23 protein-coding genes and 1 pseudogene are annotated in these 23,685 nt (G+C 48.6%); 19 read left to right on the plus strand and 5 right to left on the minus strand.

The annotated features are described in order from the left end of the window. Positions 1-589: 589 nt before the first annotated feature. From ACQY8X_RS16255 to ACQY8X_RS16265, 3 genes are read right to left on the minus strand one after another with little or no spacing between them, the layout of a single operon-like run. Positions 590-1,735 (minus strand): ABC transporter permease, encoded by a 1,146-nt coding sequence (locus ACQY8X_RS16255; protein ID WP_428036190.1) that lies wholly within the window; start codon positions 1,733-1,735, stop codon positions 590-592. After that, positions 1,732-2,688, minus strand: a complete 957-nt coding sequence (locus ACQY8X_RS16260; RefSeq protein ID WP_428036191.1) for an ATP-binding cassette domain-containing protein — start codon at positions 2,686-2,688, stop codon at positions 1,732-1,734. The genes ACQY8X_RS16255 and ACQY8X_RS16260 overlap by 4 nt, the downstream gene beginning before the upstream one ends. Continuing rightward, complete coding sequence (locus tag ACQY8X_RS16265; RefSeq protein ID WP_428036192.1) at positions 2,685-3,623, minus strand: HlyD family secretion protein; 939 nt, start codon at positions 3,621-3,623, stop codon at positions 2,685-2,687. The genes ACQY8X_RS16260 and ACQY8X_RS16265 overlap by 4 nt, the downstream gene beginning before the upstream one ends. Before the next feature lie 456 nt (positions 3,624-4,079). On the opposite strand from ACQY8X_RS16265, the gene ACQY8X_RS16270 reads away from it, so the two are divergent. The 9 genes and pseudogenes from ACQY8X_RS16270 (at position 4,080) to ACQY8X_RS16310 (ending at position 14,432) form a co-directional block, all read left to right on the plus strand. Beyond that, the gene (locus ACQY8X_RS16270) at positions 4,080-4,565 is read left to right on the plus strand and encodes a hypothetical protein (protein ID WP_428036193.1); all 486 of its coding nucleotides are present in this window, start codon (positions 4,080-4,082) and stop codon (positions 4,563-4,565) included. A 236-nt stretch (positions 4,566-4,801) separates the two neighbouring features. Beyond that, positions 4,802-5,161 (plus strand): hypothetical protein, encoded by a 360-nt coding sequence (locus ACQY8X_RS16275; protein WP_428036194.1) that lies wholly within the window; start codon positions 4,802-4,804, stop codon positions 5,159-5,161. A 59-nt stretch (positions 5,162-5,220) separates the two neighbouring features. Beyond that, positions 5,221-5,577 (plus strand): hypothetical protein, encoded by a 357-nt coding sequence (locus ACQY8X_RS16280; RefSeq protein WP_428036195.1) that lies wholly within the window; start codon positions 5,221-5,223, stop codon positions 5,575-5,577. Between the two features lie 74 nt (positions 5,578-5,651). Next, the gene (locus ACQY8X_RS16285) at positions 5,652-6,251 is read left to right on the plus strand and encodes a hypothetical protein (protein WP_428036196.1); all 600 of its coding nucleotides are present in this window, start codon (positions 5,652-5,654) and stop codon (positions 6,249-6,251) included. Positions 6,252-7,003: 752 nt separating this feature from the next. Further along, positions 7,004-9,580 carry a bifunctional diguanylate cyclase/phosphodiesterase gene (locus ACQY8X_RS16290; RefSeq protein ID WP_428036197.1) on the plus strand — a complete coding sequence of 859 codons (2,577 nt, stop codon included), beginning with the start codon at positions 7,004-7,006 and terminating at the stop codon, positions 9,578-9,580. 1,295 nt (positions 9,581-10,875) lie between these two features. Further along, positions 10,876-11,034 (plus strand): annotated as a pseudogene (locus tag ACQY8X_RS16295) (PAS domain-containing protein); the annotation flags it as partial. A 48-nt stretch (positions 11,035-11,082) separates the two neighbouring features. Continuing rightward, positions 11,083-12,063, plus strand: a complete 981-nt coding sequence (locus ACQY8X_RS16300) for a methyl-accepting chemotaxis protein (protein WP_428036211.1) — start codon at positions 11,083-11,085, stop codon at positions 12,061-12,063. Positions 12,064-12,650: 587 nt separating this feature from the next. Continuing rightward, positions 12,651-13,628, plus strand: a complete 978-nt coding sequence (locus tag ACQY8X_RS16305) for a hypothetical protein (RefSeq protein WP_428036198.1) — start codon at positions 12,651-12,653, stop codon at positions 13,626-13,628. 450 nt (positions 13,629-14,078) lie between these two features. Further along, positions 14,079-14,432 carry a YkgJ family cysteine cluster protein gene (locus ACQY8X_RS16310; protein ID WP_428036199.1) on the plus strand — a complete coding sequence of 118 codons (354 nt, stop codon included), beginning with the start codon at positions 14,079-14,081 and terminating at the stop codon, positions 14,430-14,432. Between the two features lie 70 nt (positions 14,433-14,502). On the opposite strand, the gene ACQY8X_RS16315 is transcribed toward ACQY8X_RS16310, so the two are convergent. Further along, the gene (locus tag ACQY8X_RS16315) at positions 14,503-15,408 is read right to left on the minus strand and encodes a LysR family transcriptional regulator (protein WP_428036200.1); all 906 of its coding nucleotides are present in this window, start codon (positions 15,406-15,408) and stop codon (positions 14,503-14,505) included. Positions 15,409-15,540: 132 nt separating this feature from the next. On the opposite strand from ACQY8X_RS16315, the gene ACQY8X_RS16320 reads away from it, so the two are divergent. From ACQY8X_RS16320 to ACQY8X_RS16335, 4 genes are all read left to right on the plus strand, one after another. Further along, positions 15,541-16,089 carry a carboxymuconolactone decarboxylase family protein gene (locus ACQY8X_RS16320; protein ID WP_428036201.1) on the plus strand — a complete coding sequence of 183 codons (549 nt, stop codon included), beginning with the start codon at positions 15,541-15,543 and terminating at the stop codon, positions 16,087-16,089. Between the two features lie 54 nt (positions 16,090-16,143). Next, positions 16,144-16,608, plus strand: a complete 465-nt coding sequence (locus ACQY8X_RS16325; RefSeq protein ID WP_428036202.1) for a DUF1348 family protein — start codon at positions 16,144-16,146, stop codon at positions 16,606-16,608. Positions 16,609-16,669: 61 nt separating this feature from the next. Beyond that, positions 16,670-17,284 carry a pyridoxamine 5'-phosphate oxidase family protein gene (locus ACQY8X_RS16330; protein ID WP_428036203.1) on the plus strand — a complete coding sequence of 205 codons (615 nt, stop codon included), beginning with the start codon at positions 16,670-16,672 and terminating at the stop codon, positions 17,282-17,284. After that, positions 17,281-17,775 carry an exonuclease domain-containing protein gene (locus ACQY8X_RS16335; RefSeq protein WP_428036204.1) on the plus strand — a complete coding sequence of 165 codons (495 nt, stop codon included), beginning with the start codon at positions 17,281-17,283 and terminating at the stop codon, positions 17,773-17,775. The genes ACQY8X_RS16330 and ACQY8X_RS16335 overlap by 4 nt, the downstream gene beginning before the upstream one ends. Positions 17,776-17,848: 73 nt before the next feature. Here the strand turns inward: ACQY8X_RS16335 and ACQY8X_RS16340 are convergent, their stop codons facing one another. Further along, a complete protein-coding gene (locus ACQY8X_RS16340; RefSeq protein ID WP_428036205.1) occupies positions 17,849-18,523 on the minus strand; it encodes a tRNA (adenine(22)-N(1))-methyltransferase in 675 nt (224 codons plus the stop codon). A gap of 160 nt (positions 18,524-18,683) precedes the next feature. Between ACQY8X_RS16340 and ACQY8X_RS16345 the strand changes: the two genes are divergently transcribed. From ACQY8X_RS16345 to alc, 6 genes are all read left to right on the plus strand, one after another. Further along, the gene (locus tag ACQY8X_RS16345; protein WP_428036206.1) at positions 18,684-19,514 is read left to right on the plus strand and encodes a MurR/RpiR family transcriptional regulator; all 831 of its coding nucleotides are present in this window, start codon (positions 18,684-18,686) and stop codon (positions 19,512-19,514) included. A gap of 237 nt (positions 19,515-19,751) precedes the next feature. Beyond that, positions 19,752-20,546 (plus strand): transporter substrate-binding domain-containing protein, encoded by a 795-nt coding sequence (locus ACQY8X_RS16350; protein WP_428036207.1) that lies wholly within the window; start codon positions 19,752-19,754, stop codon positions 20,544-20,546. 13 nt (positions 20,547-20,559) lie between these two features. Then, positions 20,560-21,234 (plus strand): amino acid ABC transporter permease, encoded by a 675-nt coding sequence (locus tag ACQY8X_RS16355; protein ID WP_091361031.1) that lies wholly within the window; start codon positions 20,560-20,562, stop codon positions 21,232-21,234. Beyond that, the gene (locus ACQY8X_RS16360) at positions 21,231-21,881 is read left to right on the plus strand and encodes an amino acid ABC transporter permease (protein WP_428036208.1); all 651 of its coding nucleotides are present in this window, start codon (positions 21,231-21,233) and stop codon (positions 21,879-21,881) included. Before ACQY8X_RS16355 ends, ACQY8X_RS16360 begins: the two co-directional genes overlap by 4 nt. Beyond that, positions 21,868-22,596: an amino acid ABC transporter ATP-binding protein gene (locus ACQY8X_RS16365; protein ID WP_428036209.1), complete on the plus strand. Its 729-nt coding sequence runs from the start codon at positions 21,868-21,870 to the stop codon at positions 22,594-22,596. The genes ACQY8X_RS16360 and ACQY8X_RS16365 overlap by 14 nt, the downstream gene beginning before the upstream one ends. Before the next feature lie 72 nt (positions 22,597-22,668). Then, positions 22,669-23,685, plus strand: coding sequence for an allantoicase (alc, locus tag ACQY8X_RS16370; protein WP_428036210.1), 1,017 nt, complete (start codon positions 22,669-22,671; stop codon positions 23,683-23,685).

A 23,685-nucleotide genomic window follows, 5' to 3' on the forward strand; every position in this document is an offset into this window, starting at 1 on the left:
AAAGCGTGTCTGGGGTGAATAGAAAAGAGCGGCCCCAAGGCAGAGGTAGATCAGCGCAGGGCTAGAGATAATGCCGTTTATAAGATCGACAAATTCTTGCATGTGTCAGTGACTCCGGAAAGCAGCGTGCTGGGCACGAGAGTTATAATTATTGTCTTGCTATATATCCATCTTACTTGAGATGGATGCTTATGCCATCAGGGGCATTGCAGCTGCGCCTTATCTGGGAAAACCATGTTCTGGACACCAGATGAGAGATAGTATTTTTGCCAACTGCGATCTTCCACTGGTTAGTTCGCCCATTAAAAAACGTCCAAAGTGATCGGACGCGGTGCGGGATAACCTGAAGATCCGCAGCAGATAACGAGAGTGCTCGGCTTTCTCTGCGTATCTGCGCCACTAGACTCTAGTGTGTATATTTGGAAGAAATGGCATCCTGCTGTGCCTTCTTTACCTCTTGCTGTGCCAATTGTTGGCTATTGCCGATGTAAATGTGTTGGCTTCAGCACACGCTTCTGGGTTTCAGGAAGCTTGTGTGCAGGGGGCCGCGTCATTGTGCAGCCCGGTGCGGGAGAATCAATGGCATTATTTAATCGAGGCGTTTCTTAAAGCGTATCGAGGCAACGGCTAAACCACCCAGAGTAAACAGCCCCAGCCAGTAGATATCCGGGGCCATGTTGATAATCTCTACATCTTTCAGAACCACGCCGCGAATCAGCCGCATAAAGTGGGTGGCGGGCAGTGCTTCGGCGATATATTGCGCGGCCAGAGGCATCCCTTCGTAGGGAAACATAAAGCCGGATAACAGGATTGAGGGTAGTAAGACAAAGATCGTCATCTGCATCGATTGCAGCTGGCTTTTGGCGATGGTGGAGATAATCAGGCCCAGGGTCAGACTGGCGGTGATAAACAGCAGGGTCGCCAGCGCCAGCTGTAACAGGCTGCCATTGACCGGTACATTAAACAGCAGAAAGCCCAGCCCCAGAATGATGCCAACCTGAATCGCACCGATAAAAATATAGGGGAGAATCTTACCTATCATCAGTTCGATAGGACGCACCGGGGTGGTGATCAGCATCTCCATATTGCCTCTTTCCCGTTCCCGCACAATGGCGGCAGAGGTGAACATAATCATCGTCATCGTCAGGATAACGGCTGCCAGTCCCGGCACGATATTCACTACTGTGCGCTGTTCCGGATTGTACAGCAGGGTGATCTCAAAGGTGGGGGTCTGGCGGTTGGCGGGTTTATCCAATAGCTCTACCAGTGGCATACCCCGCAAGCCCTTAATCGCACCGGCGATAATGGTGTCTGAGCCATCAACCAGCCACTGAGCAACCGGTCGGCTGGTTTCGGCATCGCTGGCCGGGGGACTGCCCAGCCCTACACTGGGGTTGCGCACCAGTCGCTGACTGACATCACTGGGGATAATCAGCACCGCCCGCACCTCAGCGCTGGCGATCGCCTGTTCTGCCCCGGGCAGGTTGGTGAAGTGGCGGGTGAAAGTGACCACCTGGGTCGCCTCGATGGTTTGAATCAGCACCCGGCTTAAACCGCTCTGGCTATAATCGACCACCCCCACAGGAAGATGACGCACATTGGTATTGATAGCAAAACCAAATAGCAGTAGCTGAATCAGCGGGATCATCACAATCATGCCGAAGGTCATCTTGTCTCGTTTAAGTTGCAGCAGCTCTTTAGTGGCGATCGCGCTGACCCGCACAAAAGGGTTCATGATTGCTGCCTCCCGCTGTCGGCCCTGACACCGGTACAGGTGACAAACACATCTTCAAGACTGGGCCGCACCAGATTGAGCTGATCTTCGGGCTTCACCGACGGTTGCTGAGAGAGAAACCCGATCGGATCGTCCACGCTATCTTTCACCAGCACTCGCAGACGCGCGCCCAGTTGTGCGGCGGAGATAATCTCCGGCAGCGCTATCAGTGTTTGTTTTAACGAGCGCAGTTCAGATGAACTGATCTCAACCACTCTGGAACCCATCTGTTGCATCAGTTCGTCCGGACTGCCATCCGCCCGTTTAATGCCATTTTCAAGAATGGCCAGTTTATGACAACGTTCCGCTTCATCCATATAGTGGGTGGATACCAGAATACTGGTGCCCTGGTCGCTCAGGTCAAACAGCTGTTCCCAGAACTCCCGACGGTTTTCCGGGTCGACTGCAGAGGTGGGTTCATCAAGAAACAGTAGTTCAGGCTTATGCAGGGTAGCGGCCGCCAGGCTCAGCCGTTGCCGTTGTCCGCCGCTCATACTGCCAGCTAACTGTTTAGATTTAGGTTGCAGGCCATAGATACTCAGTAACTTTCCGACCCGCTGTTTTTGTTCCCGGGCTGTCAGACCGTAAATGCTGGCGATAAATTTGAGATTTTCCTGCACCGTCAGATCATCGTAGAGAGAAAACTTCTGCGTCATATAACCGATACGCAGGCGCAGTTTTTCAGCGTCTTCTGGCAGGCTGAACCCCAACACATCTACCTTCCCCGAGCTGGGTTGCAGCAGGCCGGTAAGCATGCGAATGGTGGTGGTTTTGCCGCAGCCATTGGGGCCAAGAAAGCCATATATCCGGCCTTTTTCCACCTCCAGATCAAGATTCTGGACGGCCAGTGAATCGCCAAAACGGCGACTCAGTTGCTCCGCTTTGATGGCATATTCCGGCGCTTTCGGACTCATGGCAACTCAACCTGTGTCGGTACTCCGTTTGGCAGGGCCGATTCGCTATCCGGTAGTTGCACCTCTGCCAGATACATCAGCCGGGCGCGTTCATCCTGATTCAGGGCGTAATAGGGGGTGAAGGCGGGTTCTGTGGCGATCCAGCTGAGTTGGCCCGTGATCGGTTGCTCGATACCATCCACATGAACAATGAGTGAGTCGCCGACATGAAGTTTTACCCGGTATGGCTCGGGTATATAAACCCGGGCATGGGGTGCTTTACCCGCCAGCACAATCGCCAGCGGGCTACCGAGGGTGACCCGTTCACCCAGGTTCCAGGGCAGGTTGTCGAGAATGCCATCGCGGGTGGCAGTAATGGTCAGATCCGCCAGTTGCTTCTTTTCAATGGCCAGGGCTGCGGTGACCGCACTCAGCTGCGCCTCTGCTGAGCGCAGGTCCTCTTCGCGGGTACCGTTGGTCAGCAACAGCAGCGCTTCCTGAGTATTGCTTAAGCGTGCCTGGATAGCATCCCGGTCAGCCCGGGCTTTATCCAGAGTAGACTGGCTCACCAGATTCTGTTTTTTCAGGTTAAGAATGCGCTGATAATTTGCGTTGCTTTCGACCAGAGACGCCCGGGCACCAGTTACATTAGCGGTTGCTGCGGCCACTTCCTCTTCGCGGGCACCGTTGCGTAGTTTTTCCAGATTCGCCTGGGCCACCGCAACCTCGGCAATCGCCTTATCAACTCTGGCCTGTTGCAGGGTGCTGTCCAGTCTGACCAGTATCATCCCTGTGGTTACCTGCGCGCCTGGCGCAACGGGTAGTTCAGTCACAACCTCACTGGCGGTCGCGGTATGAGCAATCCGGTCTCTTTCCAGTGTTCCCAGCGCAAGATTTTCTGAAGAGCCATTGCAGGCCGTTAGCAGAGGTAAAATCAGATAGATAAGGTAACGCATGGTATTGGCCTTTTTATGGCTTAAAAAGCACGGGCGAAAAAGAAAAAGCATTCGTAACTTATTAATAGTAGAACGATAAACCTAATTGGGTGCAACTGCCAGAGTCATGGATGCTTATGCAAAACCTGTCGCTGACTCGAAGATGGCTTTTGTCCGGCAAAGAGAGCATCTGGCTGTTATGGCTATTCAATGGATTCAGTTACAGGCACCTGAACGTTGCTTCAGGCACTGGAATAACCTTTAGAAGTGGTGCATTATCGGACAGATAGGAAATATGGCAGGTGACTAAGCGTGCCATAAAAAACAGCAAACCGTGCTGGCGTTTTTTCAGAGGATGAAAAGCAACGTGCTTCAGAATTACTCTTTCAGTTCAAATAGATACAGCTTACCCCGACACAGTCTTGCGGTGTCAAAACGCGCACGCATAGAATTGAAATGTTATGTGAATTACTAATCATGATGAAAGTAGCATTTTCTATATTGATTATCTTGGCTCTAGGTGTTTTCTACCTCGTTTGGCTAAATGATCAATACTGGAGAGATACAATACCTACAGAATTCAAACTAGGCAGCACGTTGCATAGCAATAGTGATCTACAAGGTATAAGAGAGGCCTGTGGCGTTCATGTATACGAACTTGAAGAGTCAACTTTAGATAAAATTAAAGCTGAGGGAATTGGTTTCCTAAACACTGCTAAACAGGCTCGCGGACATAGCGACTATTATTATAGCTATGGGGAGTGGAAAAATACCCCAAGAAAAGATTGGAAGAGGCCTGAAAATTGGGTTTATGAATTAATGTGTGCAAGCATGCCGCCAAAGTTACAGGGCATCATCATTGATAGTGGTAAAAATCCAGGCTCTTTCTATTCACGTGGCCAGGAGAAAGCTCTAATGGTAATCCCGAATCATAAAATCATAGTTTTAACGCACCGTGGCTAAAATAAAGCCAGGAGTTAAAGGGAGTTAAAAGGGGGAAAGCCCTTTAATCTTGGAATCTAGCCCATGCGGGTGAGTAAAAGGTTGATGGCGGTGGGCTGGTATTGAGAGTCTGTGTTTTACACGGGCGAGGATATTATTGAAGAGCCGGATGCAGTAATTCTGCACGTCCGGATCTGTGTGGGGGCACCTCGGAAACGGGGCGCTTTATCATGACTGTGTGAAAAGGAGAGCACACTTTGAAACCAATCATCATTGGCTCCTTAGCGGTGTTATTAATCTCAGCAATTGCTATAGGAGCATCAGATGTTTTTGGGTGGCGCTTACTCGGCTACGGAGCATGGCTCTCAATGGTTATTGGGTCTTTTATAGTTTCAGTTAGTGAGCCAAAACATAGTTTTTTGTACTCTGTACTTCTGGCCATGCCAGCATCAATTATCTTTGCAGGTCTTAATTATTTGTATGGTGTATTGGGCATACCAGTAGACTTTGCTGGAATTAGGGGAGCAATAGTAGTTTTTGGTATGGCTCTACCTACAGCAATTATTTTATGTGTAATAGGAGGAGGGCTGGAGTATGCATATACACATAACAAGTAACAGCAATCGATAACTTTGTTAGACGTTTTTTAAAATAACCTTTTAAGGAGGAAAGAATATTGAAATATTTATTAATTATAGGCCTGTTAATGGCTGGTTATTATTTATATATGAACAACCAGCAGTCGGAAGTTCAAATAATGACTTATCAAGAAGTGCTCGACAAAGCTGAAGGTGATCAAGCTTCCCAAGAGGAGGTTAAGAAAGGAGCCTTACTTCTTGCTACCCAGTTTTGTAATGACTCTTTCTTTCAAGAGACCGGTGGTTCAAGCACTTCAGCTTGTCTTAGCAAATTAGAAAGTCGAACCAGTCATTGTTATGACAGCGCCTTCATAGATGCACCTGATTTTTTCTATGGCAAGGAGTCGGTAGGCATAATTTCAATGAAGTTTGCTCAATGTACTGGTGCGATTTAGGTAAGACTTAAAAAGGATAGCAGTTGACGCCCAATGCGCTCAACTGCTGATAGTCATGCGAAATAGGGAATTTCATGAGAATACTAAAGTTAATCTCAATAAGTGTTGTTATATTCTTCGCAGGATCAGTAACCTATACTAATTTTCCACTGCATCTTAAATATGAAATTTCCAACTGGTTTTCTCGGATAGGAACGCCAGACTTTATTGTTGCGCTAGATTCGCTTTCCTCCAGAAAACAATCTGATATCCTTAGAGAGTATACGAACAGAGGTCACGAGCTTAAATGCTATGGGCATCCGAAAAAAGAACAAAGAATAGGAAAGTCAGATTATGTATGTGATGCCTATATCGGGTCTGCTTTCGACAACATTCCTGCACGACTGGTAAGCTTTTTCTTTTACAAGAATAAACTTACACACATAAGAATAGAGTTTCCCGGCAGTTCATTTGATAAAGTCCAGGATTTTCTTGGTCGAAAACTTGCGGGGTATCCACGTTTAGACTTACAAAAACAGCATGACTTCGGGACAAATATCTTTGGGAAACCTATCATGGTTTGGGCTGTAAAAAACGGTTTTGTAGCAACAAGTGCCGAAGAAAATCCTGGACAAAAAGTAATATTACTATGGTCCAGTATGGATGATTTGCGAATGACTGATTTAGTTAATTGAAATCGTATAGCAAGAAACTTCAATTCACATCGGCCAAAAAGGGGAAAGGAACAGATTTATTTTCTTGTCCCATGCTCAACAGCTTATATATCTGGTTAAACTGACGAAGTTGCTAGAAAATTTACAGGTGGTCGGTGGTGAAAGAGGCGCTAAGATATTTTGGAATCCAGCCCCTTGTCTTCGATGCCCGCTACTGGAATGCCCGCTGGAATGCCCATCCCCAGAATGATGACAACCTGAATAACACTGATAAAAATATAGGGTAGGATTGAACTGTATCAAAGAGAGCGTGGCCATAAACATCACTGTGCGTGTGTGATGGCGGCCAGCTTGGACACGGCGTTTGGCATCATCCATGGGGAAAAGTCTTCCATTTCCCATTACTGTTTATATAGATGGAAGGCTTGACCCTTTATACCCCTGTCTGGCTTTTAAGGAATCAAAGGATGTTTATCGGTTGCCTCATCATTCTTGCCCTGATAGCGGTTACGCTTTTGGGTTGTTTATCCATTCCATCTTCAAAGAGCTTCGATGAACCTCGCTATCAGCTGATATCTGATTTGGCGACAAAACTTCCTTGCTGCACCCCATTAAGTGATATCCAACCAAAAGCAATTCCGGGCAATGGCTAATGGTTCGAACTGGTCAATGAAAATAGCCCTTGCGTATCTTTGAGTCATTATCGAAGCTACGTGGCGCATCCCGGTGCGGTTTGTGAGCTATATTGAGTTTAATGCACCCGAGAAAATAATATGAATCTGCGTAGTATTCTACTTTTTCTAACCTTGTTTAGTTGCCTGACGGCTGTGGTAGGGGTGTATCTCTTCTACCAACAATCGGTCAATTCCAATATAGAGAAAGAGGAGCAGTCCGCTGACACGACTGCTAGCCTTATTGCAGTGAAACTTGATACCGCTATAGAAAGATATATCAGGGCCAGCCAAACACTTGCATCTTTACCGGACATAGTAAGCACGATGTCTGAGTCTCGCGAGCAGGGTTATCTAAAAAGTAAGTACTTGTTGTATCAGTTTTGTGACAAGGGGCAAGCAAGCCTTTGTTACTTACTCAAGCCTAATGGTCTGACAGTGGTGGATAACAGTGGACCGGATCAAAGCAACTCCTTAGAAGGGAATAACTACTCATTTCGGCCCTATTTCACGCAGGCTCTGAAGCGCGGGGATTATGTATATGCCGCTTTAGGGACAGTGACTAAAAGAAGGGGACTGTATTTCAGCACTCGTATTGAAAATGAGCATTCCAGCATATTAGGGGTAGCTGTAATCAAAGTCCCTATGGAAAGTCTTGAGTCTGAGATTCACAATCTGGAAGGCACTGCGGTTTTAGTTAGCCCTGATGGCGTGGTCTTCTCAAGTAGCGACAAAAGCTGGGAGATGTGTTCACTGTGGCCCATTCCCGAAGCGCGTATGAACGAAATTGTTGCATCAAGACAGTTCGGTATTGATCCGATAGCTTCACTCGGCTTTCATGAAGAGATTAAAGAGCAGCGCCTCTACAGCGAAAAGTATAAAGAAACCTTTATCGTCGGCCAGTCTGAGCTGAAAACCATGCCAGGGTGGCAGCTGCTCTATCTTAATCAGGCTCCTGAGTTTTACTGGCTCGATGATACGGTATTACCTCTTGTTTCCTTAATGTTTCTTCTGGCGTCTGCCGCATCATTGATGCTGTATAAAGTGGGTACCAGGGATCTTAAATTCCTTAAGGAGGCAGAGCAGGAACTGATCAATAGTGAAGAGCGACTCAGACAACTTGCTGAACTGACGAATGAAGGTGTTTTGATCCATAAAGACGGCATTATTTTGGATACTAATAAAGCGTCAGCGGAGATATTTGATTACCCGGAAGAATATCTGATTGGAAAAGAGATATGGAGTTTTATGGCTGAAGAATGTATTTCTACGGCCCATCATCATATGTCTATCGGTTACGAACGTCCTTATGACCTTGAGGGAAAAAGGAGGGGAGGTGAGATTTTTCCAATGGAAGTCTGTGCCCGTGACAGCGCCATAAAAGGTGAAAAAGTCCGTGTTTGTTGTATTCGGGATCTTTCTCAAAGTAATTCACTGGTTATTGATCGATTGAACTTTTTCATCGAGGATGCTGAAAAAAGTGGATCTCTTTTTGCTGTCGTTTATATCGATCTGGACAACTTTAAACGCTTCAATGACAGCCTTGGCCATCAGTTTGGTGATAAATTATTAACCTCTGCTACCAGACGTTTACGTGGTGGATTAGAGGACCAGGACAGCCTTCTGCGTCACGGTGGGGATGAGTTCATTATATTACTGCAAAACTTTGGGGACACTAGAGAACTTTATAAAGCTGTAGAGCGCTTACATAACGTATTTAATGAGGAGTTTGTGATCGACCAATATGGCGTTTCACTATCGGCCACTTTTGGAATATCCGTCTACCCTCAACATGGAGATAAAGCTATAGGTTTATTGCAAAATGCGGAATTAGCAATGTATCGGTGTCGTGAGATCGGTAATCAGGGGTATTTTGAGTATTATTCAGAAGAGATGGGGCGTAATGCCGGGTATAAGCTGGAGATGGAACAGTATCTCAGGAAAGCGCTGGAAAACGAGGAGTTGTTGCTGAATTATCAACCGGTGTATGCGTATCAGGATGGAGAGATCAACCTGGTGTCCGCTGAAGTGCTGGTCCGTTGGAATTCAAAAGAACTTGGCTGTGTCGGGCCGGACAAGTTTATTCCTATCGCCGAAAACACAGGGCTTATCATTGAGATTGGTAATTGGATTATTCAGACGGCGTGTCAGCAAGGGGTTGAGTGGATTGCGAATGGGTATCGGGCATTCAGACTTGCCATTAATATCTCTCCCAGGCAGTTAAGGCAGTATGATTTTATTAATGTCTTGCAGGGTATTCTGAGTGACACGGGTTACCCCGCTGGGCAGTTATGTTTGGAGATTACGGAAGGTATTCTTATCGAGGATGACCAGTATGCCCGGTATATTCTTAAACAAATTAAAGAGTTAGGCATATCACTGGCAATTGATGATTTTGGGACCGGTTATTCTTCTCTCTCCTATCTGAAACATTATCCGTTTGATCTGCTAAAAATTGACCGGGCATTCGTAGCCGATTTAGATGTTGATAAAAGCCATAACCAACTAGTGAAGGCTTGTATTTTAATGGCTCATGGCCTGAATATGAAAGTTGTGGCGGAAGGTGTTGAAACGGCAGACCAACTGAAATTTCTGGCGGATCATTCCTGTGACTATTATCAGGGGTACTACCTCAACCGCCCAATGCCGGCACAGTCGTTTGAAGAGTTGATAAAATAAACCCAGCATTAGATTATTTGAATGATTTTTTATGGTGTTGATGCAGCATTTAGGCATGAGCTGGCTAATGGTTCCTGACAAATTTGTCAATGAACGCACTTCGTGCTGGACCGCTAAGAGCACCGCGTCGCAGCAATGAGGCCCGTTGCAAAGCCGTTATAAGTCTTAAAAAAATGAAGACCCGATTAATCGAAGGCAAAGATATCGAGGACTGCGCCAGGTTATTTACACAAGTATTCTCTGGTGAACCCTGGAGCGAAGCATGGACAGAGGAGCATGCATATAAGAGGCTCAGCCATTTTTATAAATCTATGGGCTTTATGCTAAACGCCTCAACTCATGACAAGCCGCTAACATTCCTTTCGGCCACAAAACACGTGGCCCCCACCGGACTTGCTAACGCTCGCCTTAGTGCAAGGCGTTTAAGCCAAGGAAGAGATTGTGCATCTAATCATGTTCGATATAGACGGAACGCTGGTCGAATCATACGATTTTGATACGGAGTGCTTTCAGGCAGCGATCAGGGATGTGTTGGGTATCGCTATAGGCTCTGCTGGAGTTGCTGTCGTCACGTTACCGATACCGGGATTCTCGCCGAGGTAGTGGAAGTATAATTTTATCTCTGTCGGGAATCGCATTCGCAGCCCCCAATCGATGCGGGACTATACCGAAGCCGATCTGGCCCTGAGATACATCGGCTTATAACCAGCGGGAGCACGGCGACTGTTTTGGCCACGTTGCTGCTCCGGATCAGCGCTTGAGCCAGCCGTTATTTTTTGAAGTAAATTCAAACCAACTTTTCACGCGCCGTAAATGTGCTTATTGTGAGTTAAGTTAAAAGGATCGGGCCCTTTTCTTTCCCCTGAAAATAGCGATCAGCAAGGGCTTTGACCCACTCAGTCCCGGGTTGGTTTCGGCTAAGTGGGCCTCTCCCGGACATCGTAAGTGCTCCGATATACACAGGATGGTTACCTGTTTTATCTCCAGGCCCCTTGGTGCTTTAGTGAATTGTTGATTTATTGCTCCAGGGTATGCTTAATTATGTATCAATCAGGTATTTGGATAAGGTTCGTTGATTCATCTAATTATTACTACTAATCACTAATTAAGTGGTTAGTAATCCATAATCATTGTGAGTGTGGTCCATAAGAAGAAATAAAATGAAAAAATATTACCGTCTGGCTCTGGGTCTCACCGTTGTATCTATAGTAATTGCATTGTTATTTTCGATAGAAAACATAAATTTGCTGCTCCTGGTCGCAGTGCTGGCGGTGTCGTTAGGCTGTCTGATAAAAATGGACCATTCGGCAAGAGAGCAATTCAACTTCTATGAGCAGATTCTCGATGCTGTCCCAAACCCACTCTCTGTTACTGATTTGGATATGAAGTGGACGTTTGTTAACCGAGCGGCTACTGATCCTCTGGGAGTCAAACGTGAGGACATACTCGGACAGCACTGCTCAAACTGGGGAGCAAATATCTGTAACACCGAAGACTGTGGTGTGAACTGTTTAAGAAAAGGAAAACAGAGCACTTTCTTTAACCAGTGGGGGAAAGATTTTCGCGTAGACACTTTTTACATCAGTGGCTTAAATGGTAATGAGACAGGCCATGTTGAATATGTACAGGAAGTATCAGAAAAGGTTGCGCTAAAAGCCGTGTACAAAGATGTGGATGCCATCAGTGCAAACCTCACAACAGGCGCAAACGAACTAAGTGTTGCCAGCCGTGCTCTGACAGTAGGGTCAAATCAGCAAGCGGCCTCTATTGCTCAAATCAGTGACTCGCTCAATGAGATCCTTACTCAGGCCAATGACAATGCCGAGCGTGCATTAATGGCCAGCACCGTCTCGTCTGAGGCACAGCGAGCTGCGACCATGGCCTCGGAAGAGATAAACGAACTTGAGCAGGCGATGGTGAAAATTAATCGCTCAAGCGAAGCGATTAGTGACATTATTAATGTTATTAATGACATAGCATCTCAGACTAATTTACTCGCACTCAATGCTTCGATTGAGGCTGCCCGGGCAGGCGAAATGGGACGCGGTTTTGCCGTGGTAGCAGATGAAGTCAGAAAACTTGCTGAGCGCAGTACAACCGCCGCTAGCGAGTCGGCGCAGTATATTCAGTCATCAGTCGAAAATATCGAAAAGGGAAGTTCAGTATCACAAAAATGTGTGAGTGCGTTGAGCGAGATTGTTAAGCACGTGGCAACTATCTCAGACACCATCAAAGAAATAGATGATGCATCCCAAAGTCAGGCGAGAGGACTGAGCCAGGTAAATCAGGGTATGTTAGAAATTGGTGATGTCACTCACTCGACGGCAGCGTCTGCGGAAGAGACATCCCTCTCTGCCTCTGAGCTGAGTGCACTTTCATTAAAACTTCAGGCCCAGCTGGAAAGCATGAGAAAAATTGACGGATTAATCGATGACGCGGCTAAGAAAAACAAGGCCTTAATTGAGGTTGAGAATGTGTCATAACCTAAGGTAAAACCTAAAATGTGCCAGGTGTTGGCCAAAATAATAAATGCAGTAGACGGTCATTAGCATGGTGGTTTAGGTCATTGGGCAAGAGCTTCAATATACTCAGAGCTCATGCTGAGCTTAGCCGCGACCACAACAGGTTACCCATGTTAAAAAGTGGCTTGTCGTTCAGTTTTTAATCAAGCCAGTTATTCAATCGACTGGCGTTTTTATGCTCCATTCTCTTCTGTCGCAGGTTGTTTCGCGTAATTTTAGTGATCTTCAGACGTGCAGCGCCCTTACAGTGTCGATAATTCTGAATGGGCCGAGTGTCCGTTTCGTTAAGGCAGTAGCTTTGACGCCGGTGTCGCCTTGAGATCATTAACAGCAGCACCGCGCCCGTTTTCTGCCACTTTACAGCTCCATATTGGCGCTAAGAAGGTTTAAAAGGAGAATGAAATCAAGTGTAAAGGGGGCTGGTTTAAGGGGGCAAAGCCCTTTAATCTTCCTCTAACTTAAGAGGAGCATCTGTCTGTTATGGTTATTCAACTTTCAGGCGCTGGAATAACCATTAACATGTTCGCGGCTAAATCAGGGAGAGATTTATGAAACGAATGATCTTTATGATATCTGTAATACTTTGTGGTCAGGTATTTGCGGATGAGTTGAAGCAATTTGATTTTAAAGTTCCGCCAAAATCGATACAAAGTCGTGCCACCGTGTCTGAATGTAAATTTGAGGACCTTACCATTCCGGAGAATACGGTTGTTTATGCTGCGGGAGGCTATTCGGGTAAAAATGCTGGTTTTCAGATAGATCAAAGCGGTCATGCAGCAACACAGTTTGATATAGCGGTAAACAGTCAGGACCGGCCGGTGATCTTAATGTTGGGAGCCTATGAGCCAACAATATGGAATCTCGGATGGAGCGAGGGCACCCAGATTCTTGCAGTGTTGGTTTCGGGGTATCATCGGCAGGCGGTTGCCGGGCTGAAAAGTGACACGCCAGTGCTGAATAGTTCCTATGACAACAAAGGCCCATGCGGATATTTCTATATAGGGAAGGGCAACAACTCATCCCTTAATCCGAAATCACGAAAGCTGTTTGGTAAATCTGTGGAGCTGGTATATCTCGGTGACAGAAGCGGAAAAATAGTGGTTGGTGCACCATTATCCGGAACGGAGCGGTTGATGACATCGGCAAAAAGTACGCCGGATTCCTTTCGGGATACCACCGCCCCACTTGCGGGTCAGGCTGGTTTAGACGATGCCGTCGCCAAAGGGCTTATTCGTCCTGCTACATCTGCGGACGCGGATCAGTGGGTTGAGGAAGTTGCGGCAAATACCTCAAATCAGGATGTCCCTCCCATCGCCGGACAGGGAATGCCGAAGCCCCCGCGTCCTGATCTCTACAACGCTTTTGTCGTGCTGAAGAATTTTACCTATCCTTCCGGTTTATTTGGTGGAAACGCCGCTACTTTCTTTATTCCTCGTGGTGTTCCAGCCCCCCAGGGTAATCCGGGGCACTCTGCGGTTTACGATTTCAGTGCGCTTCGATGTCGTGGTGCGCAGTGCCGTAGATAACCCGGGAATATTTTGCGGTAGCGCAGTCGCTGACTGAATCAATGCGGCTATGATGCGACCGGCGGCTTGCAGCGCGTCCTCGGGTGTTGTATTGCGTGTGAATAACCTTAACACTCTGCCGACCTGAATATTGCTGAGCGATGTTCAGTTGGCAGATGTGAAGTATTTGCAACTTCCGATTTTATCCAAGTGGTAAAGAACCATCTGGATGATATCGAGTGATTTTTGCGGGATAAAGGCATCGTCAGGCTCTGTGGCAAAGTAAAATCGACGTCGGTATCAGGCAGCCTGAAGTGCTAAGTTTATATGAAAAAGATTGGGTTGAGAGTGTGCGGCGTTTGGACGTTATCAATATGATCCTTGAAGTATTGATATGGAAATGACCCTATACAACGCATAATAGTGTTTAAGGTGTCAGGTGACGGCGAGCTGCGCAGCAGATGGGGTGAGATGTATACTAATCGAGATATAATTGCGCGTTTACGCGATAATATTCCAGCGTTTGAATGTGTACCCGGCTGCCATGATTGCTGTGGTCCGGTCACCACATCGTCGGAAGAGATGTCGCGGTTGCCGGTGAAAACTGAGGCTGAGCATCAGGAAAAGTTAGAGGAGCTGAGCTGCGTTCACCTCGGGCCTGATGGCTGCACTGTGTATGCGGAACGTCCGTTGATCTGCCGCCTGTTTGGTACCACTCCGAATATGCCTTGCCCAAACGGTAAGCGCCCCAACGAGATGATCGACCCTGATATTGAGGCGCAGATTCATCACTATATTGCGAACACCCGGCAACTGCTGGTGTAAGTTATAGTCCCCTGTGTTGTTCCTGCGCCCCACCCACGCTCTTGTGTGGATCTGTGTGTCTGTCGCGTTGTTAACCGTGGCCTATATAGGGGTTAGCTCTGAGTCGTTCAGTCGCCAGGTCGATAAAGGCTCTGATCTTTGCGTTGGCTTGCCGCCCTTCAAGATGAACAATGCTGACCGGCAGAGGCTGGCTTTCATAGTCTTGCAGTATGCGCGTCAGGGAACCGTTGTTTAACTCCTCGCCAACCTGATAGGACATCAGACGGGTGATGCCAAACCCCTCTCTGGCCGCTGTTATTGCTGCACCATTCTGGGAGCAGAGCAGGCGTGGAGAGAGTTTTACCGATTCCCTGCCTGTGGGGGATTCAAATTGCCACGTGGTTGACGGTTCAACCGTTGCAGCCTGAATGATTTCATGATCCCTGAGCTCGGCAGGGTGCCTGGGGGTGCCATGCTTTTGCAAATAGCTGGGCGAAGCACAGACCAGCCGCTGAACGCTGCCGACGGGGGTGGCGTAGATGCTTGAATCCTTAAGATGGCCAATGCGGACAGCGACGTCGAGACCCTCATCGAGAATATTACTGACGCGATCGTAGAATAGCGCTCTGACGGTTACCGCTGGGTTCTGCTGCAGATATTCCGTCAGAATCGGTGCGATATGTATCTGACCAAACAGTACCGGGGCTGTCACCGATAACACCCCTTTGGGCTCGGCGTAGCTTCCAGATGCGGTAGCCACGGCCTGTTCGACATCTTCCAGAATACGTTTGGCGTCTTCGAAAAACCGGGCCCCCGAATCGGTGAGCCGGACATGACGGGTGGTTCTGTTGAACAGGCGCACCCCCAGGGCCTTCTCCAGCTGAGCGACTGATCGGGTTACAGCCGGGGCTGACAGGTCCAGTGTGCGGCTGGCGGCAACGAAACTCTGACATTCCGCAACCTCGATAAACACCCGCATCGCTTCAAGTTTATCCATTTTGTTTCACACATTTTCATCGCTTGTATTATTTCACTAACAGTAATAGATAATTAAATTTCAGTCTAATTATCTTTATTTCTGTTAATTGTATGCTGGGCTCTCCAATCCGATAACATTTAGGAGTTAATTATGTCCCGTATACCTACACCGGTATCTGTGATGGCTGCACCGCAAGCCTCCCGAGAATCACTTGAAGCGGTTAATTCCCTTCTGGGCAGTGTGCCTAACCTGTTTCGCATTGTTGCCAACAGCCCGCAGACTCTGGAGGGCTACCTCGGTCTGAATGGTGCATTGAGTAATGGTTCGCTGGATGCCCGGACGCGTGAGCGTATCGCCCTTGCGGTTGCCGAGATTAATGGCTGTAACTACTGCCTCGCTGCACACCAGTATCTTGGTTCCAATCTGGCCGGACTGAGTGCAGCTGAAATTGAAGCCAATCGCCGTGGCACTTCCGGTGACGAAAAAGCCGCAGCTGCGGTGAGCTTCGCCGTCAGCATTGTGAACAATCGCGGCAAGGTGTCTGACCGTGAGGTCGGGGCGGTTCGTGCTGCCGGTTATAGCGACGCAGAGATCGTGGAGATCGTAGGCCACGTTGCCCTGAATACCCTGACGAACTACCTGAATGAAGTGCTGCGTACCGAAATCGACTTTCCAGCTGTTGATACCCTGGCAGCCTGAGTCAGTGTGTGGGTGGCGCTTTGCCACCCTTTACCCTTAAGAGGAGAGTTTACTATGTCCAGACCCCCTTTACCGCCGTTTGATGAAGCCGCGGCCATCGAAAAGATCAGACTCGCCGAAGATGGCTGGAATGGCCGCGATCCCCAGAAAGTCGCTCTGGCCTATACCGAGAACTGCTTATGGCGAAATCGTGCTGAATTTGTAACAGGGCGTGAAGCCATCGTGCAGTTGCTGACACGCAAGTGGACCCGTGAGCTTGATTACCGGCTGATCAAAGAACTATGGGCATACAGGGATAACCGAATTGCCGTTCGTTTTGCCTATGAGTTTCATGATGATTCCGGACAGTGGTTTCGTGCCTATGGCAATGAAAACTGGGAGTTCGATTCTAATGGCTTGATGAGACAACGTATCGCCAGTATTAATGAGCATGCGATCAGTGAGGAGGAGCGGAAATTTCACTGGCCTCAGGGTCGTCGCCCTCATGATCACCCCGGCCTCAGCGATCTGGGCCTGTGAGTTATGCCGTCGGTTTTTCGAGGTGCCTTTCGAGGAGCCCTGGAGAAAGAGGTATGTAAAGTTGACCTATACCAGCGATATCGCCTTTACCGCGAGTGTAAAGGCTATTCAGACCCGAAAGGGTTCCAGAGATAGTTATGCGCGAATGGAGCAGGGCGGTGGCTGGCAACGTGACATCACGCCCGACTTGGCGGGCTTTATCGCGGCGCAGAGGAGTTTCTATCTGGCGACCGTTAATGCTGACGGTCAGCCTTATATCCAGCATCGTGGTGGTCCACCGGGTTTTCTGAAGGTACTCGACAGGCAAACCCTCGCTTTTGCAGACTACCGGGGAAACAAGCAGTTCATTACTCAGGGAAATTTAACCGATAATCCCAGAGCGTTTATCTTCTTAATGGACTATGCCAACAGTGTTCGAATCAAAATCTGGGGCCGTGCAAAAGTGATAGAGGATCAGCCAGCGTTGTTAGCTGAACTGATGCCCAGCCAGGACCAATACAGGGCGCGGCCGGAACAGGTGTTGCTGTTTACCGTTGATGCCTGGGATCGGAACTGTCCACAACATATTCCACAACGGATGGATCGGGAAGCGGTTGAAGCACTGTTGCAGCAACGTGATCAGCGGATCGCAGAACTGGAGGAGCAACTGCGTCTTCTGCAAGGAGAGACCCGATGAGTAATATATGGGTTTTAGATATCGAAGCCAGCGGCTTGAGTCCTGTTAGTTATCCGATTGAGATCGGTCTGGTGAACGCTGAACAGACCTATCAGACACTTATCCGACCTGAAGAATCCTGGGAACACTGGAGTCTGAAAGCATATGAGCTGCACGGGCTGTCGCGTCAGGATCTTTTCGAAAAAGGCAGACCGGCGGATGTGGTCGCAAAGGAGCTTAACAGCTTATTGGCGTCTAAAGTCGTGTATTCCGATCATCAAGACTGGGACAGTTTCTGGATAGGTCGCCTGTTTGAAGCGGTGGCTATTGAGCAAACATTTAATGTTGCGGATCTCAGTACATTGCTGGGTGGTCACCGGGCGGAAACTTTCGCTACCTGCTGTGATAAATTGTCACAAGCGGGTGATTATCGTGCACATCGCGCTTTGAACGATGCCCGTCTTATTCATCGGGCCGCTATGCTGGCACTGAATAGCGATACTCCGCTGTAAGCTGCCCAGAAGGCGTCGGTTCTGTGGTTTTCCCACTATTCTATGAGGAAAGTTCAGATCTGAGTGGGCAGCATTACAATGTAATCGCCCGATACGCGGCAAGGATATGATCCACCGCGACCTTGTTACCTTGCTGAATCCGTTGGTAGTGGCTGAGGGTCTTATGCAGATAGGCTTCGGCGATATGCTGTTGCTCGGCTGAGTCTGATTGCCAGATTTTCTCTCCCACCGGGCTGATTGGCGCGTTTAGTTTACTGTTGGAAGACACCAGCATGACTTCGTAAAAGCGCTGATTCTCTTCAATCAGGGCTTCATCCCGCAAGCTGAAATTAAGTTCGATCAGTTTCTGACGCAGAGTAAACTGGCGATGCACCGGGCAGAGCAGAAAATCAAGATTCAGCCGGGCGTGCTTCTGCTGAATGGCTGCAACAAACTGGGTGATCAGATCTCCGCCCACTCCGGCGATGATGATCAACTGCCTTCCCGAATACTGTTCCAGGGGCAACTCTGTGACGTCCAGGCAGTGAGTGTTCCAGCGTGTCGCGGAGTCTGAACAAAACCGTTGCAGTCTGCTTTCCAGCTCCGACATTACTGTGGGCACAACATCAACAAAATGGATCTGTGCGGTGCGTTGACTTGAAAGCAGAGCGGCACCCAGAAATCCGTGGTCACAACAGCAATCCCAGATATGGGTATAGCCCGGTGTCACCATCTGTTCAATCTGCGATAATCGTTTACTGCGCGTCAAGGGATCGCCTGGATATGGGTTGAAAACGGCGCATTGTAATGCTTTTCTATTCGCTAGCGAACCTGTTTATAACTTCTCAAAACGAACAGGTCGTTAATGCTTCAACAAATCAATAAACTGCGTATGATGAGTTTTTTTAAAGAACACAGCAGGACACTCCATGGGAATTATTGACGAAACAATCAGGGATAAATATGCCGAGCTGACCCCTCAGGAGCGAAAGCTGGCGGATTTTATGCTCGATCGTCCCAATGATCTGGCTATGTTTAACAGTGCTGAACTGGCCCGTTTGTGTGGTGTGTCGAAGGCGACCGTGAGTCGGATGTTCAAACGACTTGGGTTCTCCTCTTTTAAAGAGGGGCAGATGGAATCAAGACGTCAGCGTCAATTAGGTGTGCCTGTTGTTGATAGCGATTCCTCTATACGTACCTATGCACCCCATTTTGAACGTGAGATCCGCAACCTGCAGATGCTGGCGCAGTCGCTTTCAGAAGAGCAGGTGCAGCCTGTTATTGAGGCGATGGCATCGGCGCGCTCGGTCAAAGTGATCGGGTTTCGCAACAGTTATCCGGTTGCGCTGCATATTCGCCAGCAACTTCTGCAGATCAGGCCCTGTGTCGATCTGGCTCCGTTACCGGGTCAAACCCTTGCTGAGGAGCTGGAAGGTTTAGGCGGTGATGATCTGGTGATCTTTATCGCGTTTCGCCGCCGGCCTAAGATCTTTGAGGAGGTGCTGAAACTGGTGTTGCAGAAAAATATTCCTGTGCTGCTGATCGGCGATGCCTCTTTGCGAAAAGTGGCAGCGAAGGCGACCTGGTGGTTAGAGTGTCCGCTTGAAAGTGTTTCCGGGTTTGATGCGTATAGTTCAGCGATGAGTCTGGCAACCCTTCTGTGTAACTCGTTATTGCACCATATTGCGGTATCGGGGCAGGCGCGTAGTTTGTCTATCAGCGATAGCTACCGAAACCTGAACGAACTTGATTTTAGTTAGTGCCACTTTCTTGCACCAGATACCTCTTTTGATTGCACTGTTTCAGAAACTATTGCACAGCATTGGTGCATAGTTTCTGGTAAACGTCTCCTCTGTTTTTTTCTCTGAAAGCTAACATACTGTTTTTAAAAAACTATCATTTTCTGGCACTGGTGTTGCAAAGTTTTGATTAAGTGAAACAAAAGTTTCATTGAGACTTTCCTAAAACTTTTCCTTTATTACCAGAGGACGTAAAGAATGATGAGTGTATTCAAGAGCTGCCTGAAGTTCGTCGGACTGATCGGGCTATGCATTACAGCATTGAGTGCTAATGCTAATCAGCTGGATGAAATTACTAAACGCGGAACGCTGGTTGTCGCAGTACCTCAGGACTTTCCTCCGTTTGGTTCTGTCGGTTCTGACCTGCAACCGGTGGGTTATGATGTCGATACCGCCGCTTATCTGGCAGAGAGCCTGGGGGTTAAACTGGAGCTGGTACCGGTTACCAGTGCAAACCGTATCCCTTACCTTCAGACCCGTAAGGTAGATCTGGTTATCTCCAGTATGGGCAAGAACCCTGAGCGTGAGCGTGTGATCGATTTCTCCCGTGCCTATGCCCCTTTCTTCCTGGGCGTATTTGGCAGCAGTGATGCAGCGGTCGCTTCAGCTGCAGACCTTGCTGGTAAAACGGTGGGTGTAACCCGTGGTTCCGTTGAGGATCTGGAACTCTCTAAGCTGGCCCCGGAAGATGCGGTTATTCGCCGTTTTGAAGATAACAGCACTACGATCTCGGCTTACCTGTCAGGTCAGGTTGAGCTGATCGCTACCGGTAACCTGGTGGCAGCGAAAATTGCAGAGAAAGGTAATTCCCGCGGCCTGAAATCTAAGTTCATCATCAAAAACTCTCCCTGCTATGTCGGTACTCACAAAGGTGATACTGAGCTGCTGGCTAAGGTGAACGAACTGATCGTTGCAGGTCTGACCTCAGGTAAGCTTGATGAGCTTTCTATGAAGTGGTTCAACGCTGAACTGCCTGCTGAACTAAAGCTATAACAGGTTAATCGGTATGGACTATACCTTTCAGTTTGGAGAGTTGTTGCCATACTCGGACCTGATTGCCAGGGGAGTGCTGTCGACAGTGATCCTGGCCATCGTTACCACAGTGCTGGGGTGCCTGCTTGGCACCCTGGGTGCTGCGGCCCGTGCCGGTAAACAAACCTTTTTAAGTCGTGCAGTGGGGGTTTACGTAGAGCTGATTCGCAACACCCCTTTTATCGTACAACTGTTTTTCATCTTCTTTGGTTTACCCACTATCGGAATCAAACTGACCGCTGGGGAAGCGGGGCTGTTGGCGATGGTGATTAATCTGGCGGCCTACAGTACAGAGATTATTCGTGCAGGTATCGAATCTATCCCTAAGGGACAGCTGGAAGCGGCCCGAACTCTGGGACTGAGCCGTACGCAGACCTTTACCCGGGTGGTGCTACCTCCTGCGCTTGAGAAAATCTATCCGGCGCTAACCAGTCAGTGCATTATCGTTATGCTGGGATCAGCCGTACTGTCGCAGATCTCCGTGGAGGAGCTGACCTTTGCCGCGAACTTTATTCAGTCACGTAACTTCCTGAGCTTCGAAGTTTATATGGTGATTACAGTTATCTACCTGTTGCTGGCTATTCTGATGCGCCAGGGATTCAAGCTTATTCACTATTTCATGTTTCCTAATCTGAGGGCCCGGTCATGAGCGCGTTTTCCGATTGGGATATTTTACGTAACCTTTTGTTGGCAGCGCGCTGGACAGTGGTTTTGTCGTTAATCGCATTTGCGGGTGGCGCCACCGTCGGGTTGCTACTGACCATGATGCAGGTAAGTGGGCGTACGCTGTTGGTTCGTTTTACCCGTTTGTATATCGAACTGTTTCAGGGCACTCCATTGCTGATGCAGCTGTTCCTGGTGTTTTTCGGATTGTCGCTGATGGGCCTGGAGGTGTCTGCCTGGTTTGCCGCTGCACTGGCGCTGACACTGTTCAGCAGTGCCTATCTGACAGAGATATGGCGGGGATGTATTGAATCTATCCCCCGTGGTCAGTGGGAAGCATCCCGTTGCCTGGGATTAAGCTACTTTGAAATTATGCGGCATATCATTCTGCCACAGGCTTTAAAGGTCGCGATAGCTCCGACGGTTGGCTTCTCAGTGCAAATTGTGAAAGGTACCGCGCTTGCTTCGATTATCGGGTTCGTTGAACTGACTAAAGCAGGCACCATGCTGAATAACGCCACCTTCGAGCCATTTAAAGTCTTTGGCATGGTCGCGTTGCTCTACTTCCTGCTCTGTTATCCCCTGTCAGTCGCAAGCCGTAAACTGGAGAGAAAACTCAATGTCGCTCGTTAGTATTAACAATGTTCATAAGTATTACGGCAGTAACCATGTACTCAAGGGGATCAACCTTGAGATCGGTGCTGGCGAGGTAGTGTCTATTATCGGTCGCAGTGGCTCAGGAAAGAGCACGCTGCTGCGCTGTATTAACGGCCTTGAAGCTTATAGTGAGGGCGGTGTGGTTGTTGATCAGATGGAGGTGGTCGATGATGACCGTCAGATCCGCAAGCTGAGTAGAAGCGTGGGGATGGTGTTTCAAAGCTTCAACCTGTTTCCCCATCTGACTGTTGGCCAGAATATCATGCTGGCACCTAAGCTGGTTCGCAAACTCCCTGAAAGCGAAGCGAAAGTGATCGCCCAGGAGGTGTTGGCAAAAGTGGGACTGGCGGAAAAAATAGACAGCTATCCTGCCGAGCTGTCCGGTGGACAGCAGCAGCGTGTCGCTATTGCCCGCTCGCTGGCCATGAATCCGAAAGTATTGCTTTGTGATGAGATTACCTCGGCACTGGATCCGGAACTGGTCGGTGAAGTATTGAAGGTTCTCGAAGATCTGGCAGCGGAAGGGATGACGCTGATCCTGGTGACCCATGAAATGAACTTTGCCCGGGATGTCGGTGATCGGGTGATCTTTATGCATCAGGGATTAGTATGGGAGGAGGGTGATTCTAAAACGGTTCTTGCTAATCCCCAGACACCTGAGTTGAGTAAATTTATTAATGCTGTTTTGTGATCTGACAGAGCGTTTCTGGGTGTCTGCACCTGTTGTCGTGCCCAGAAACTTAAAAAGTTTAGGTAATAACTGATGATGAAAACGCAGAATCCGGCCATCGGTTTCGATCCGGAAAAATGGTTGAATCTGGCCGATGCCCGGTTGGGTGCCAGGGCGATATCGGTCACCGATGACTGGTTTGCTGAGGTCGGGCGGATGTTGCAACCGACTGAGCCTGTCTGGAAAGAGGGCGTGTTTGATGACAACGGAAAATGGATGGATGGCTGGGAATCCCGGCGTAAACGTTATTCTGGTTATGATCACGCGGTGATACGACTGTCATCCGCGGGTGTGATCGAGGCTATCGATATCGATACCCGCTATTTTACCGGTAACTATCCGCCATCAGCATCGGTTGATGCCTGCTATTGCGAAGAGGGTGATCCGAACTCTGAAACTGAATGGGTAGAGTTGCTGACCTCTGTGTCTCTCAGTGGCGATAGTCATAACCTGCATCTGATCTCCTCAGAGAATCAGTGGACCCACCTGCGGTTAAATATCTATCCCGATGGCGGGGTTGCTCGTTTTCGTGTTTATGGCACACCCTGTAAAAACTGGGGTGAAACCTCTCCTGGTCAGCGGGTTGATCTGGCCGCCGCGATGAATGGTGGCAGGGCTCTGGCCTGTAGTGATCAGCATTATGGCACCATGAGTAATATTCTGATGCCGGGGCGGGGTATTAATATGGGCGATGGCTGGGAAACCGCCCGGCGTCGAACCCCGGGGTTTGACTGGGTGATTATTGCGCTGGCTCAGCCCGGCACTGTTCAGCAGGTGCTGGTGGATACCTGTCATTTTAAGGGTAACTATCCCGATAGCTGTTCGATCACGGCCGCTTATGTGGATGGTGGCACGGATCAACAGATCGAAGCGCAGAGTCTGTATTGGGAAACGCTACTGCCCTCTCAGAAACTGCAGATGGATGCAGAGCACTTGTTTGAGCAGGAGCTGACAGATATCGGGCCGGTTACCCATGTGCGTCTGAATATCTTTCCCGATGGTGGTATTAGTCGGTTACGCATTAACGGGGTGATCGATTCATGTGAATAA

Origin of the sequence: Amphritea sp. (assembly GCF_050300915.1) — a bacterium.
Lineage (GTDB): Bacteria > Pseudomonadota > Gammaproteobacteria > Pseudomonadales > Balneatricaceae > Amphritea.